The organism is Pseudomonas paracarnis (assembly GCF_904063055.1).
Lineage (GTDB): Bacteria > Pseudomonadota > Gammaproteobacteria > Pseudomonadales > Pseudomonadaceae > Aquipseudomonas > Aquipseudomonas paracarnis.
The window spans coordinates 193,169-208,213 of record NZ_CAJFCN010000006.1; the positions used below are offsets into that span (position 1 = coordinate 193,169).

The 15,045-nt window shown below is 59.4% G+C and carries 14 protein-coding genes; 7 read left to right on the top strand and 7 right to left on the bottom strand.

The annotated features are described in order from the left end of the window. Nucleotides 1-114 precede the first annotated feature (114 nt). From JMV15_RS15030 to JMV15_RS15050, 5 genes are all read right to left on the bottom strand, one after another. Nucleotides 115-654 carry a C40 family peptidase gene (locus JMV15_RS15030; protein ID WP_003193049.1) on the bottom strand — a complete coding sequence of 180 codons (540 nt, stop codon included), beginning with the start codon at nucleotides 652-654 and terminating at the stop codon, nucleotides 115-117. 144 nt (nucleotides 655-798) lie between these two features. Then, nucleotides 799-1,428 (bottom strand): C40 family peptidase, encoded by a 630-nt coding sequence (locus tag JMV15_RS15035; protein WP_003193051.1) that lies wholly within the window; start codon nucleotides 1,426-1,428, stop codon nucleotides 799-801. Nucleotides 1,429-1,637: 209 nt separating this feature from the next. Next, nucleotides 1,638-2,342: a DnaA regulatory inactivator Hda gene (hda, locus tag JMV15_RS15040; RefSeq protein WP_014719395.1), complete on the bottom strand. Its 705-nt coding sequence runs from the start codon at nucleotides 2,340-2,342 to the stop codon at nucleotides 1,638-1,640. Nucleotides 2,343-2,547: 205 nt separating this feature from the next. Further along, the gene (locus JMV15_RS15045; RefSeq protein WP_014719396.1) at nucleotides 2,548-3,621 is read right to left on the bottom strand and encodes an AI-2E family transporter; all 1,074 of its coding nucleotides are present in this window, start codon (nucleotides 3,619-3,621) and stop codon (nucleotides 2,548-2,550) included. Nucleotides 3,622-3,676: 55 nt separating this feature from the next. Beyond that, a complete protein-coding gene (locus tag JMV15_RS15050) occupies nucleotides 3,677-4,717 on the bottom strand; it encodes a DUF2066 domain-containing protein (RefSeq protein ID WP_014719397.1) in 1,041 nt (346 codons plus the stop codon). Between the two features lie 341 nt (nucleotides 4,718-5,058). Between JMV15_RS15050 and purM the strand changes: the two genes are divergently transcribed. The 7 genes from purM to JMV15_RS15085 all read left to right on the top strand — a co-directional run bounded on the left by purM (nucleotide 5,059) and on the right by JMV15_RS15085 (nucleotide 13,487). Then, entirely contained in the window at nucleotides 5,059-6,117 is a 1,059-nt protein-coding gene (gene purM / locus JMV15_RS15055) for a phosphoribosylformylglycinamidine cyclo-ligase (protein WP_014719398.1), read from the top strand. Further along, entirely contained in the window at nucleotides 6,117-6,767 is a 651-nt protein-coding gene (gene purN / locus JMV15_RS15060; RefSeq protein ID WP_003193061.1) for a phosphoribosylglycinamide formyltransferase, read from the top strand. The genes purM and purN overlap by 1 nt, the downstream gene beginning before the upstream one ends. Before the next feature lie 8 nt (nucleotides 6,768-6,775). Next, nucleotides 6,776-7,489 carry a DUF3108 domain-containing protein gene (locus tag JMV15_RS15065; protein ID WP_014719399.1) on the top strand — a complete coding sequence of 238 codons (714 nt, stop codon included), beginning with the start codon at nucleotides 6,776-6,778 and terminating at the stop codon, nucleotides 7,487-7,489. Between the two features lie 364 nt (nucleotides 7,490-7,853). After that, on the top strand, nucleotides 7,854-8,042 hold the full coding sequence (locus JMV15_RS15070) for a hypothetical protein (RefSeq protein WP_003193064.1): 189 nt from the start codon (nucleotides 7,854-7,856) through the stop codon (nucleotides 8,040-8,042). 186 nt (nucleotides 8,043-8,228) lie between these two features. Further along, nucleotides 8,229-10,154 carry an IucA/IucC family protein gene (locus JMV15_RS15075; RefSeq protein WP_038451081.1) on the top strand — a complete coding sequence of 642 codons (1,926 nt, stop codon included), beginning with the start codon at nucleotides 8,229-8,231 and terminating at the stop codon, nucleotides 10,152-10,154. Then, complete coding sequence (locus JMV15_RS15080) at nucleotides 10,144-11,370, top strand: MFS transporter (RefSeq protein ID WP_019820433.1); 1,227 nt, start codon at nucleotides 10,144-10,146, stop codon at nucleotides 11,368-11,370. Before JMV15_RS15075 ends, JMV15_RS15080 begins: the two co-directional genes overlap by 11 nt. Beyond that, a complete protein-coding gene (locus JMV15_RS15085) occupies nucleotides 11,367-13,487 on the top strand; it encodes a TonB-dependent receptor (RefSeq protein ID WP_038451083.1) in 2,121 nt (706 codons plus the stop codon). Before JMV15_RS15080 ends, JMV15_RS15085 begins: the two co-directional genes overlap by 4 nt. A 60-nt stretch (nucleotides 13,488-13,547) precedes the next feature. Here the strand turns inward: JMV15_RS15085 and JMV15_RS15090 are convergent, their stop codons facing one another. Together JMV15_RS15090 and mazG are read right to left on the bottom strand one after the other, a co-directional pair. Further along, on the bottom strand, nucleotides 13,548-14,093 hold the full coding sequence (locus JMV15_RS15090; protein WP_014719402.1) for a DUF2058 domain-containing protein: 546 nt from the start codon (nucleotides 14,091-14,093) through the stop codon (nucleotides 13,548-13,550). Between the two features lie 25 nt (nucleotides 14,094-14,118). Next, nucleotides 14,119-14,952 (bottom strand): nucleoside triphosphate pyrophosphohydrolase, encoded by an 834-nt coding sequence (gene mazG, locus JMV15_RS15095; protein ID WP_014719403.1) that lies wholly within the window; start codon nucleotides 14,950-14,952, stop codon nucleotides 14,119-14,121. Nucleotides 14,953-15,045: the final 93 nt, after the last annotated feature.

The following is a 15,045-nucleotide window of genomic DNA, read 5'->3' on the forward strand; positions in this document are numbered from 1 at the left end:
CACCCATGTGGGAGCGGGCTTGCCCGCGATTACGGTGGCCCAGCCAACTAAGCCGTTGACTGACACACTGCATTCGCGGGCAAGCCCGCTCCCACATTTTGGAGTTTTATTGATTCAGGGGTTACGCGCCAGATTCCCTGGCAACACGCGCTTGGCACTCAGGTAGGCATTCTGCCAATACGCTTTGGATAGCGTATCCAGCTTCACCGTACCGCCGGTCTGCGGTGCATGCACGAAGCGCCCTTCGCCCACATAGATGCCCGCATGGCTGACCCGCGAACCGCCACCGGTGGCGAAGAACAGCAGATCGCCGGTTTGCAGGTTTTGTTCGCTGACGTCCTGGGCACGCATCACGATCAATTCACGGGTGGTGCGCGGCAATGAGATGCCGGCAGCGTCGCGGAATACAAAGCCGATCAAGCCACTGCAATCGAACCCCGAGTCCGGTGTATTGCCGCCCCAGCGATATGGCGTGCCGACCAGGCCCAGCGCACGAAAGAGCACGTCTTCGGCAGCAGGCGAGAAATTCTGGGTGGCATAGTTGAACACCGGCTTAGGCTTGACCGCGACAGGCGCGGGCGGCGGTGTACGACTGGCGCAGGCGCTGAGCAGCGCGGCGCAAACAATAAGCATCAGGCGGGCCGAGGTCGACATGTGCAGAACAATCCTGGTCTGGATGCGGCTTTCGCTGCCGAACGTTGAAAACCAGAACGCGCAAGCAAAGCTCGCGCGAACGGATGACAACAATGTCCAGGGATTCTAGCGCTTACACGTCAAACTTCAAGTATCACTTTAACTTTACTTACTAGCGGTAACCGTAGTCGGAGCCATGGCGAGTGCACGCTTGGCTTCGATGAAGGTTTTGCTCCAGTAGCTGTCACCGAGGTTATCGACCCGAACACCACCACTGCGGCGGCTGCTGGAGTGAATAAACTGGTTATCGCCCAGGTAGATACCGGCGTGGCTGACACGACCGCGACCACTGGTACTAAAGAAAAGCAGATCACCGGGCTTGAGGTTGTTTCGCGCGACCAACGGTGCATTCACGTTGATCATCTCGCGCGTAGAGCGCGGCAGATTCATGCCAGCTTCTTCACGAAACAGGTAGCCAATGAACCCACTGCAATCAAAACCGGCTTCCGAGGTGCCGCCGAAACGGTAACGGGTACCGATCAAGGACATGCCGCGCTCAAGGATGCTGTCGGCCAGAAGAGGCAGTTGGTAAGGCTTGCTGTCAGAGAACTCGGCGAGTTCTTTTTCGGTTGCCACCTCTTCTTCATAAACAGAAGCAGACTGTGCAGCAACGAACTTTGCCTGATTTTGAACCTGTGGTTTTTGCTGTTCTGCCACCTGCTGAGGGTGGGAGGCGCAACCAAACAACAGGGTAACGAGTGCGAGAGGCACGAGGGGTGCGAAGCGATTTAGCATGGGCACGACCGTGGCTGATGTGTAAAGAAGCCGAGACTATGCCCTCTATCACATCGATTTGCAAATTCAATCGCGATCTATGTGACTTATCGTTTCGACTATGCCATCTAAGCCGTGATTCCATTTCTCGCTTCAGTTGCGTAGCCCTTCGGGCTCAAACGCAGGTTTTCTGACGCCTTGAAAATGCCGTTACACGGAAAATCAAGACCTTACCAGCCCAAGGTTTCTTTCAGGAAAGGGATCGTCAATTTTCTTTGTGCCTGCAAGGAAGCCTGGTCGAGTTGCTCAAGCAAATCGAACAGCGCGCTCATGCTGCGGGTGCCACGGGTGAGGATAAAGTGCCCGACTTCGTCGGTCAGGTGCAGGCCACGACGGGAAGCGCGCAGTTGCAGCGCACGCAGCTTGTCCTCATCGGATAATGGGCGCATCTGGAAGATCAACGCCAGGGTCAGGCGCGACTTGAGGTCAGCCAGCTTCACCGGCAGTTCACGCGGTGAGGTGGACGCGGCGATCAGCAAACGCCGGCCGCTGTCGCGCAGGCGGTTGAACAGATGAAACAGCGCCTCTTCCCACTCCGGCTTGCCGGCCACTGCCTGCAGGTCGTCGAGACACACCAGTTCATATTGCTCAAGGTTATCGAAGATGCCGATCCCGCGGTCCATCAATTCGGCCAAGGGCAGGTAGACCGCCGGCTCGCCCGTCTGCTCGAAACGCAGGCATGCGGCCTGCAGCAGGTGGGTACGCCCCACGCCATGCTTGCCCCACAGATAGATCAGGCTTTCAGTCCACCCGGCGTCGGCTTCGCAAAGCCGCTCCACATAGCCGAGTGCAGCGGCATTGGCGCCTGGGTAGTAGTTGATAAAGGTAGCGTCATCACGCAGACGCACACCTAGGGGCAGCTGAATCGGTTTCATGCTGACTGAACGGCTCCCATCGAACCGTTAGTGGCCTCTATGTAAAGTTTGCAAAGTTTATACCCGTGACGCCGGGCGCACAATGCAGCAGACCACAAGCAAAATCAAAGGTTTGCGTTAACCCGGGGGTTTTACGCAGTTTGTTTGACGCACCCCGGCGCCAGAAACAACAAACCCGGCCAGGGCCGGGTTTGTGACACCGCGATTACAACTCGGGCTCATCCACCCCGGTATACACGTCCGAATCCTTGTACAGGTCGTGCACATGGCGCACCAACACCATGATCACCGCCGCCACCGGCAGCGCCAACAGGATGCCGGTAAAGCCGAACAGCTCGCCACCCGCCAAAATCGCAAAGATCACTGCCACCGGGTGCAGGCCGATCCGATCGCCCACCAGCAGTGGCGTCAGCACCATGCCTTCCAAGGCCTGGCCCACCATGAACACTGCGACAATCCCCAGCATCGGGTACAGGTCGCCGCCGAACTGGAACAGCCCGGCCACCAGCGCCGCACCGATGCCGATCACAAAGCCCATGTACGGCACGATGGCAGCCAGGCCCGCGATCAAGCCGATCAACAGCCCCAGCTCCAGGCCGATCGCCATCAGGCCAGCAGCGTAAATCACCCCCAGGGCCAGCATCACCAGCAACTGGCCACGCACGAACGCACCCAATACCTCATGACACTCCGCTGCCAGGGAAACAACACGCTCTTCGCGGTCACGAGGCAGCAGACTGCGGATCTTGGCCATCATGATGTCCCAGTCTCGCAGCAGGTAGAACGCCACCACCGGGATCAGCACCAGGTTGGTCAACCAGCCGATCAGCGCCAGGCTCGACGCAGTCGCCTGGCTGAGCACCACCGTGACGATATCGGTGGTCTTGTCCATATGCTCGCTGATAGCTGCCTTGACCTTGTCGAACTTCCAGAAGCCATCGGCCAGCCCGAACTTGGACTGGGCCCACGGCATTGCCGTGTGCTGCAACCAGTCGAGCATCTGCGGCGCCAGCTCATAGAGGCGAAACAGCTGCTTGGCCAACATCGGCACCAATATCAACACCAGCGCCGTGATGATCAACGTGAACAGCGCAAACACCGTGATCACGCCCCAGGTGCGCGACATGCCGACTTTTTCCAGGCGATCCACTACGGGATCGAACAGATAGGCGAGCAGTAGCGCCACCAGGAACGGCGTCAGGATCGAATGCAGCAAGAACACAAAACCGCACAGCAGGACAATCCCGCCAAGCCACACCCAACGACGCGTATCCGCCATAAACCACTCCATCTGTTTTTTACGCCCTTCTTCTATATAGAAGGAGGAACACTATTTACCAACGAAAACGCAGTTGCGCCTGGGGCTCAGGTGCAACAGCCGGTTGCGTGCCATCGATCACGGCTGGCTGGGCCGGGGCTTCGCCAGCAGGAATTTCCTGCAGCTTGGCCAGGCTCAGTTGGGTGCGCAGTTGTTCGGCGCTGCCATTGACGCGATACACGATCCGGGTGCCATCCACTAACTGCGGCTGGCCGCCAAAGGGCTCCAGCAAACGGCCCAGGGCGGCGTAGCGCTCCAGGTTCATGCCTTGCACTTCAAGCAGTTGCTCACTGCTCACCCCAGGTTTGACCGCAAAGCGCGGCGCCAGCTTTTGGCTGACCGCCAGCAATACCGCGTCGGCAAGCGCGGCAGTGTCAGCGCCTTGGGCGGTGCCCTCCTCTGCCTTGTCGCCCAGCCACAAGCGCCATTTTGCCTGCCACTGGCTACCCTCCTGACGCGCATGCACTGCCAGCAACGCATCGGCACCGTAACGCTCGGAGGCTGCGCGCAAAGGCGTGGCGTCCGGGCTTTCAAGGTTCGGCGCGGTGGCGACTACCTGTTCATCCAGGTCTCCCAGCGGCAAGCGCAGCGGCAGACCCCGGTGTTGCGCGGCCCGGCGCAGGGCCTGGGCAACGGCCTGGCCATCGCCGACCAGGCTGCTGCCTTCAGTTGAATCGTTCAGCCACCAACCCAGGATCGATGGCCGGTTGCTGCCCCAGATCGACAGGCCCGCATCCCGCAAGGCGCGGTCGGTGCTGACCGGGTCGAAGTCCACTTGCAGGCTTTCTGGCGGGCCGGCGTCGTAGCCGTACTGGCTGATGATTTGTTGCGGGTCTTTGCGGATCGCCGCCAGGCCAGGGCCATCGGCGGCCTTGGCGTCGCCGGTCAGGCGGATCACGAGGGTCTGCACAGCACGCTGGGTGGCTTGGTCGCGCTCTTGGGGCGACTGGCTGCTGACTGGTTCAAGTACTTGATAGAGGCCATTGAGGGTTTCGGCATGACTCGCCAGGCTGACCAACGACAAGCAGCCTACAAAGAAGAATTTACACAGACGCATGGAAGATTCCCGAACGACAAATTTAGCGGTTGGAACAGACCGCGTGATCTCGGCTTGGCAAGGCTGTGACACAGCGACCGGTAAAACATTCACAAGGTCCCGGTAAGTTTTCATACTGTCATAACGCTAGCGAGCTCAAGGCTATACCTTAATACGCACGATTACCGGCCCGATTTGCATTTTTTTGAACTCATATGCCCTGCCCGTCGGCCCGAGGATGGCCGCTGCCCCTCAAGCCTGATAAAATCGCGCGCCTTCGCAGACCGTCAACGGCAGGGCCCTTTCCAAAAGCCCCCGCCCGCCCGGTCGTTACCCAGAAATCCCCCCTAAAGGCCTGGATCATGAGCAAGCAACCCTCCCTGAGCTACAAGGACGCCGGTGTAGACATCGACGCCGGTGAAGCATTGGTCGAACGCATCAAGAGCGTCGCCAAGCGCACTGCGCGCCCTGAAGTCATGGGTGGCCTGGGCGGTTTTGGCGCCCTCTGCGAAATCCCGGCCGGCTACAAGCAGCCTGTACTGGTGTCCGGCACCGACGGCGTGGGCACCAAGCTGCGTCTGGCTCTGAACCTGAACAAGCACGACAGCATCGGCATCGATCTGGTCGCCATGTGCGTCAACGACCTGGTGGTGTGCGGCGCCGAACCGCTGTTCTTTCTCGACTACTACGCCACCGGCAAGCTCAATGTCGAGACCGCGACCCAGGTCGTAACCGGCATCGGTGCTGGCTGCGAACTGTCGGGTTGCTCCCTGGTCGGCGGTGAAACCGCTGAAATGCCAGGCATGTACGAAGGCGAAGACTACGACCTGGCCGGCTTCTGTGTCGGTGTGGTGGAAAAAGCCGAGATCATCGACGGCTCCAAAGTAGCTGCTGGTGACGCCCTGCTCGCCCTGCCATCGTCCGGCCCGCACTCCAACGGCTACTCGCTGATCCGCAAGATCATCGAAGTGTCCGGCGCCGACATCGAGAACATCCAGCTCGACGGCAAGCCACTGACCGACCTGCTGATGGCGCCGACCCGCATCTACGTCAAGCCACTGCTCAAGCTGATCAAGGACACCGGCGCCGTCAAGGCCATGGCCCACATTACCGGTGGCGGCCTGCTGGACAACATCCCGCGCGTACTGCCAAAAGGCGCCCAGGCGATTGTCGACGTGGCCAGCTGGCAGCGCCCGGCTGTCTTCGATTGGCTGCAGGAAAAAGGCAACGTCAACGAAACCGAAATGCACCGCGTGCTCAACTGCGGCGTGGGCATGGTGATCTGCGTTGCGCAGGAACACGTTGAAACCGCACTGAACGTGCTGCGTGAAGCCGGCGAGCAACCTTGGGTGATTGGCCAGATCGCCACTGCTGCCGAAGGCGCAGCCCAGGTTGAACTGAAGAACCTCAAGGCTCACTGATGCCCCAGACCTGTGATGTCGTGGTGCTGCTTTCCGGCACCGGCAGTAACTTGCAGGCCCTGATCGACAGCACGCGCACCGGCGACAGCCCGGTGCGCATCGCTGCGGTGATTTCCAACCGCAGCGACGCCTACGGTCTGCAACGCGCCCGTGACGCGGGTATCGATACTCGCTCCCTGGATCACAAGGCGTTCGACGGTCGCGAGGCCTTCGACAGCGCCTTGATCGAACTGATCGACGCCTTCAACCCCAAACTCGTGGTCCTTGCCGGTTTCATGCGCATCCTCAGCGCAGATTTCGTCCGGCACTACGAAGGGCGCCTGCTCAATATCCACCCTTCCCTGCTGCCCAAGTACAAAGGCATGCACACCCACCAGCGCGCCCTCGACGCCGGCGACAGTGAGCATGGCTGCAGCGTGCACTTTGTGACCGAGGAACTCGATGGCGGGCCTCTGGTCGTACAGGCAGTGGTTCCGGTAGAGTCAGGCGACTCGGCGCAGACGCTTGCGCAACGGGTTCATACCCAGGAACACAGGATTTACCCGCTGGCTGTTCGCTGGTTTGCCGAAGGACGGTTGATTCTTGGCGACCAGGGTGCATTATTGGACGGCCAGTTACTCGCGGCCAGCGGCCACTTGATTCGAACCTAGGAGATTTTATGCGTCGCGCCCTGCTTTTCGCTTTTGCGCTGTTCGCTTTGCCTGCCGTACAAGCGGCAGACCTTCACCCCTTCTCCGTCAGCTACACCGCCGACTGGAAACAACTGCCCATGAGCGGTTCGGCTGAACGCAGCCTGAGCAAGAATGGCGACGGTACCTGGACCTTGAATTTCAAGGCCTCGATGATGATTGCCAGCTTGACCGAAACCAGCGTGATCCTGTTCGACAAGGACACCCTGCAACCCAAGAGCTACAGCTTCGAACGCGGCGGCCTGGGCAAGGCGAAGAAGATCAACCTGGACTTCGACCAGAGCGCTAAAAAAGTCACCGGCTTTGAAAACAAAGACCCGGTCAATGTCACTCTCGAAAGCGGCATGCTCGACAAGTCCACCTACCAGCTTGCTCTGCAACGCGATGTTGCCGCCGGCAAGAAGAGCATGAGCTACCGCGTGGTTGAGGGTACTGATACCGATACCTACGACTTCCGCGTGATCGGCTCGGAAAAGGTCCAGACCAAGGTCGGTTCGATCGACGCGATCAAGGTCGAGCGCGTGCGCGACCCGTCGCAGAGCAAGCGCATCACACAGATGTGGTTTGCCAAGGACCAGGGCGGCATCCTGGTTGCCCTGCGTCAGGTCGAGACTGACGGCAAGGAATACAACATCATGCTGCAGGATGGCACCGTTGACGGTAAGGCTGTCAAAGGCAGCTGATTGCTGATGCACCGGAAAAGAGCCTCGCTGAATGCGGGGCTTTTTTTTGCCTGGGATTTTTAGGGGACGCCACTCCCGCTATCGCATGCAAGCCAGCTCCCACAGTGGAATGCATTCCAAGGTGGGAGCTGGCTTGCCTGCGATAGCGGTGCCGAGGTCAACCTAGCCGACCTGAACATGAAACTTTTGTCATAAAGCCGCTGCGCTGGCGACGCAATGCCTTGGTTTACAAGGCCTGCAGCATTGTTGCGTTCCCCGCAATGAATTATTGCGCGCAAAATCAGTTTACTTAGCAAGCTAACAAATCATATAACAGAGGCCTGCGACGACTTGCCGCAGATCAACCAGAGATTGGAGCAAGCAGATGACTGTAAAAGTAACTGAACGCGACGATGAACATATGTCCCATGAAGCAGTAGGCCATGGGATTCACATCTGGGATGTCCATCAGCAAGACGTATTGGTCGGCATGTTTCACAACGAGAGCGACGCCCACAACTATAAAAACGAGCTCGAAACTCTCGAACTGCAACGCCAGGCAAAAAGCTCCTGAAGCTCTGAAATCATGTGGACGCCCGGCCCACGCAGCCGGGCCGTTTACGAGAAACCGCGCCTTTGGAGCGCGGTTTTTTTGTCAATAATCGCCATAAATTAATGTAACAAAAACACACACAAATAATGATTCTCGATATCATTCGTTCGCTTTTCATTCAGGCTCACGAATCAGGGAATCAATTAGATGCATGGAAATAGCAGCAAGCCAGAAAACGCGTTACTGGAACGCTGGAGCGAAGCACTTGCCACTGCGCAATTTCAGGCCAGCCACGTCAGCCTCCAAGCCCTGATCAATACGCTGGCACCCGCCGCCGAACGTAGCTTCCAACGCCTGATCCAAGCATTGTTTCGTGAAAGCCTGCTGGACTCCAGCACGCTCATTTATGACGAACATGGGCAATGCTCGCTGACACTGCCTTGCCAAGCCCGACTACGTTTCGAACATTTGCGTCCTGGCCGCATGGCAAGCTGGGACCTGCGCGGCGAAGTCATCCTGTTGCGCGAAGGCCAGCCCGAACAGAAAATCCAATTCCCCTCACAATTGTTGACGTTACTTAACGCCAGCCTTGAGTCGCCTGCTGACCGGGAAGTGCTCAACCGCCTCAACGTCGAGATCGACGACAGCTTCATCAACGACACCTTGTGCCTGGCCTTCCATGAGCAATGGACGCTCAAGCTGCATGCGTCCATGGACCCGGTGTATCAAGACAATCTCCTCAGTCATCTCAAGAACAGCCCGAGCGTTATCAACCCGACTTCCGTGCTTGAACAGTGGGGAACATTGGGTCACCCATGGCACCCCAACTACAAGACCAAGCTAGGCCTGAATACCGAGCAAGTCATCGACTACTCGCCGGAATTCGAAGCACGCTTTCCGGTATTGCTGTGCGCGCTGCATCGCCAATTTGCCCATGTCGAAAAGTTGGCCGGTACCGCCGATTACTGGCAGTGGTGGAGCGAGCACTTCCCGCAAGCGGCACAGCAATTGACCGCAGTCCTGCAAGCACAGGGCCTTCAGGCAGGCGATTATCTGCCATTGCCCTCCCACCCTTGGCAGGCACGCCAGGAACTGCCCCAACTGTTCGCCAACGAAATCGGCGACAAACTGCTGGTGCTGACCGATATCGTCGCGTTTACCGCCCACCCCACCATGTCATTCAGAACCGTATTGCCTGAAGGGCGTTGCGATGCGCCTATGGTCAAACTGCCCGTGTCGCTGCGACTGACCAGCGTGCAGCGCACCGTCTCACCGCGCTCGGCGCGCATGGGCCCACGGATCAGCCATTTGCTGCTGGCCATCCTGGAGCGCGAGCCTGCGATTCAGAAAATCCTCAGCATCGTTCCCGAGCGTATCGGTGTGCATTTCAAGCCACAGCCGGCCAATGACGAGCACTCCCGCCACCTGGCGGTGCTCTATCGCGACAATCCCCATAGCCAGCTCCAGCCCGGGGAAATGGCCGTGCCGGTGGGCAGCCTGTTTGCCATTGATCAACACGGCCAGCCGCTGCTGCGCCAATGGGTGCGCCTGAGCCAAGGCAAGGATGACGCGGCGGCCATGCTCGCCTTCTTCCATGAGTACGCGGCGATCAGTGTGCCAGCGCTGCTGGGCATGTATTTGCGCTACGGCGTTGCATTCGAGGCCCATCAGCAGAACTCCTTTATGGTCATGGCCGCAGACGGGCAATTGAGCCGCCTGCTGTTACGCGATTTCGGCGATATCCGTATCGACCGCAAAACCTTGCACGCCCACGGCCTGGACATTGAACTGCACGACCCGAAGATGACGCTGTACGACGACGCAGGTTTCGTAAGGGACAAGCTGCTGCACACCGTATTCATGTGCCATCTGGGCGAGCTCATCCTGCTTGCCGCGCGCCACTTCGACATCCCCCAGACGCTGCTCTGGAATGAACTGTCGGCTCAGGTCAGCCAGTGTTTTGACGACCTGCGCTCGCAGGTTGATCCGCAGCGCTGGGCCACCGAGCGCGAAGCACTGCTGGAGCACGCGTGGCCGGCCAAGTCGTTCATGCGCATGCGTCTGCTGGAGAGTCATGCCGATATCGTAGGGCGCCTGCCCAACCCGTTGAGCGCGGCCGCCAATGCCGACTAACAACACAGCGCTGCGGCTGCTGGTGGTGATTCAGTTGGTGTCGATGGGGGCGATGGAAATGAGCGGACCGTTCTGGCCGCTGCAAATCCAGACGCTGTTGGGCGTTGCCAATGCTCAGTACACCGGCCTGCTGTCTTCGCTGGTGTATGCCGGGCCGATGATGGCAGCGATGATCCTCACGCCCATGTGGGGGAAGCTGGGCGACCGTACCGGCCATAAGCCCATGATCATCCGCGCGTTGCTGGCACTGGCGGTGTGTCAGGCGCTGGCTGCGATAACGCCTGATCCGTGGTGGCTGGTGGTCATCCGCGTGGTGCAAGGTGCGTTGGCCGGCTTCATTGCAGCTGCCCAAGCCTACGCACTGGCCTGCTGCGGCGACGGCGGACGGGGTCACATTCTTGCCAGGCTGCAATCAGCCACTGCCGTAGGCTCCCTGGCCGGGCCGGTATTGGGCGGCTGGCTCATGGACATATCCGGTTTCGCATTGCTGTGCTACAGCGCCACCGCCGTCTGCCTGTTGTGCGCGATAATCAGCGCGTTCTTGCCCAGCGACTCACCACGATCCAGACCTGCCCGCCCATCGAAGCCTGTCGCACTGCCCAAAGGCTGGCTTGGCGCGATGTTGGGAATCATCGTATTGATCCAGGCAGCCAGGATGATGCCGCAACCGTTTTACGCTTTATATGTTGCCGAGGTTTTGCAGGCGCCCGCGTGGCTGATCGGCGCCAGCTATGGCGCCAGCGCCTTGACCCTGGCACTGTCTGCGCCGTTATGGGGCCGCCTGTTCGATCGACATCAGCCAGCACATACGCTGCGCATCATCGAATGGGTCACCTGGGCCTGCGCCCTCACGCTGGCCTGCACGGCGCTGGCCAGTGAATGGTTGGGGTTCATCGCCAGCCGGTTGCTGTGGGGCGTGTGGCAGGGAGCTTTGCTGCCCGTGGCCTACACGCTGATCGCCAATACCGTCGCGTCCAGCCAGCAGGGTTTTGCCCTGGGCATGGGTAACAGCGCCGCCAAAGCAGGTGCGCTGTGCGGCGCCTTGATAGGCGGTATCGGCATGGGGTGGGTGGGCCTGGCGCACAGCTTCTGGCTGGTCGCACTGACCTATGCATTGGCCGCAGTGAGTATCCGCGCGATCCGTTCATATACGCGAGCGCCTGAGACACCCGATTTTTCTGTCAATACTTCTAATAACTCTGAGACAAACCCATGAATAAATCGCAATTGGCCGTTCTGCTGCCGCTTCTCGGCTCGATGAGTGCGCCCGCCTGGGCCGATCAGACAGAACAGACACAGGCAGCCCCGACCAGCCTGCAATTACAGGCAACAGTCGTATCGGCCACGCGCAGCGAAACCAGCATTGCGCAGATTCCAGGCTCAGTGCAGGTGATCAATGAAGCGCAAATCCGCCAGCAGACCGGGGCAGGACGTCGGGTCGCCGATATCCTCGGCCAACTGGTGCCTGGCATTGCCCCTTCCAGCGGCGGCATGAGCAACTTCGGCCAGACGCTTCGCGGGCGTAATACCCTGATCCTGATCGATGGGGTTTCACAAAACGCCACGCGCGATAACTTCCGCCAGCTCAACAGCGTGGCACCGGAAAGCATCGAGCGTATCGAAGTGATCTCCGGTGCCAGCAGTGTCTACGGCGCAGGCGCATCGGGCGGCATCATCAACATCATCACCAAACGCAACCAAGGTGAAGACCTGGCGTTCAGCAGCAAGATCGGCATGACCGCCGGTAACAACCTCAGCCACAAGGGGTTCGCTTACCAGGCGTTCCAAAGCGCCACCGGGCGCAAGGGCCCGGTGGACTGGTACCTCTCGGGCAACACCGTGCAGCGCAACGATCAGTTCGACGGTAATGGCAAGCGCATTCCCCAGGACACGTCCCAGGGCAGCAACATGGACACCGATACCTACGACCTGCAAGGTCGCTTCGGCTATGAGCTTGATGACGACAAGAAGATCAGCCTGTCGCTGCAAGACTACAAGGACGAACAAGACACCCGCTACACCAAGAACCCCCGCATCACCAGCAACGCAGTCGCCGTAAAAGGCCTGGACCTGGGCGACCAACCCTACACCCACAACCAGGCGGTCAACCTCAACTACGCCGACAAGGATTTCTACGGCCAGGGCCTGCAGATCGAAAGCTACTGGCGGCGGGCCGACGCCCTGTTCTTTCCAGACCTGTCCCGAGGCCGGGCAGGCGTGTCAGATAACAACAGCGTGCAGGACGTCTACGGCCTGCGTGCGGCGATCGAGACCCAGATGCCGGACATCGGCCCGGCAACGGGCAACCTGGTATGGGGCGCGGACTACGACCATGAAACCTCACGCCAGCGTGGCGACCAATACCGGGTCAATGGCCTGACCTACACGAAAACCGGTACCACGTTCGAACTGGGTCCAGATATCGAGACCACCACCAAAGCCATCTTTGGCCAGCTCTCCTACGACATCGACAACTGGACCTTGCGCGGTGGCGTACGTCGCGAATGGATTGAGAGTAAAGTCTCCGACAGCATCGCGTATGGCGAAATCGTCCAGACCGGCAACCGCGCGACACTGCCCGGTGGCACGCTCAAATACGATGACACGCTCTATAACCTCGGTGCGGTGTACCACCTGACCGACAACCAGGATGTGTTCGTCAACTTCAGCCAGGGCTTTTCCCTACCGGATATCCAGCGCTTCCTGCGTGACGTGAACAGCCAATACGATATCCAGGACCTCAATGCCCAGGCCTTGAAAGTCGATAGTTACGAGCTGGGCTGGCGTGGCGACTGGGACAAGTGGCAGGCCAGTGTCACCGCGTACGAAAACACCTCGGATGTCACGCAGTTCTATGATGCCAATGATCGTGTGCTGCGCCTGATCAATCAGAAAGAACGCGTACGTGGCGTCGAAACCGGCCTGACCTATATCATCAGCGACCAATGGTCCGTCGGCGGTACTTACGCTTACGCCAAAGGCGAGACCCAGCAGAACGGCAAGTGGATCGACCTGCCTGCCACCCGCATCTCCCCCGCCAAGACCACAGCCTTTGTCGGCTATGAGCGTGACGACTACAGCCTGCGCTTGCAGGGTATGCGCCTGGCCAATTATGACGCGGCGGCCAAAGACAACAACGGCCGCGATATCCAGGGCTACACCCTGGTCGACTTGCTGGGCTCGGTAAGGCTACCGGTAGGCCGCCTCGAAGGTGCGGTGTACAACCTCACCAACCGCAACTACCAGAACATGTTCGCCCAGGCCAACGCCCGCGCACCGTACCCGAATGCCGAAGGTCGTACCTTCAGCCTGAGTTACGCAGTGGATTGGTAACAGGCTGCACGCTTAAAACACAAACCCCGCCGTTTGGCGGGGTTTGTCGTTTCTAGCGGCTTACCACATCAGATCATCAGGGATCTGGTAAGCGGCGTACGGATCGTCTTCATCCGGCACCTGGCTTTCGGTGAGGATGTTGAGCTGCACGATACGCTCCGGAGCACGCTCCTGGATTTTGAGCGCCGCTTCGCGCGGGATCACCTCGTAGCCGCCACCGTGGTGCACGATCGCCAGGGAGCCGTTGCTCAGCTTGTTGCGCATCAGCGTGTTGACCGACAGGCGCTTGACCTTCTTGTCATCGACGAAGTTGTAGTAGTCCTCGGTGGTCAGCTTGGGCAGGCGCGAGGTCTCGATCAGTTGCTTGACCTGGGCGGTACGCGCCTTGGCCTCGGCTTTTTCCTGCTGCTGACGGTTCAGCTCCTGGTCACGCTTGACCTTCTCGGCGTGTGCCTCAGCGGCCAGGCGCGCCTGGGTATCATCGACTTCGGCCTGGCCCTTGTGGACCAGGCGCTGCTGTTTCTGCTTCTCTTTGCCGACCTGTTTGGCCTGCTTTTGGTTGACCAGACCTGCTTTGAGCAACTGGTCGCGAAGGGAAAGGCTCATGGTGCTTACTCACTTAGGCAGCTGCTCAACCGCAGCTGGACACATTCTTTTCCTGGCGTTTGGCTTCGCCCCACAGGGCGTCCAACTCTTCGAGGGTGCAATCTTCTATGGGTTGGTGCGTATCGCGCAATGCCTGTTCGATAAATCGGAAACGTCGTTCGAACTTGGCATTGGCACCGCGCAAGGCGGTTTCCGGGTCGACCTTGAGGTGACGGGCCAGGTTGACCGCGGCAAACAGCAGGTCGCCGACTTCATCGGCGATGGCCGCCGAGTCGTTATCGGCCATGGCTTCGAGCACTTCGTCCAACTCTTCGCGCACGTTATCCACCACCGGCAACGCGGACGGCCAGTCGAAACCGACCTGGCTGGCGCGCTTTTGTAATTTGGCCGCACGGGATAACGACGGTAAGGCGGTGGGCACATCATCGAGCAGGGAGAGTTGCTCGGGAGCGTCGGACTTTTCTGCGCGCTCCTCAGCTTTGATCTGCTCCCAGCGTTCCTTGACCTGTTCTTCGCTCAACTGCGGGATATCCAGCGGTGCGTACAGGTCGCCGGTTGGGAACACGTGAGGATGCCGGCGAATCAACTTACGGGTGATGCCGTCGATCACGCCGGCAAATTCGAAGCGCCCTTCTTCCCGCGCCAGTTGGCTGTAATACACCACTTGGAACAGCAGGTCGCCCAACTCACCTTGCAGGTGATCGAAATCGCCGCGCTCGATGGCGTCGGCCACTTCATAGGCCTCCTCCAGCGTGTGCGGGACGATGGTCGCGTAGGTTTGCTTGATGTCCCACGGGCAGCCGTATTGCGGGTCGCGCAGGCGGCTCATCAGGTGCAGCAGGTCTTCGAGTGAATACATCGTATCTCTTTCCGCTGAAAATCCAATGTGGGAGCTGGCTTGCCTGCGATGCTCGCGACTCGGTGCTTCAGTTAAACCGAGGTGATGCTATCG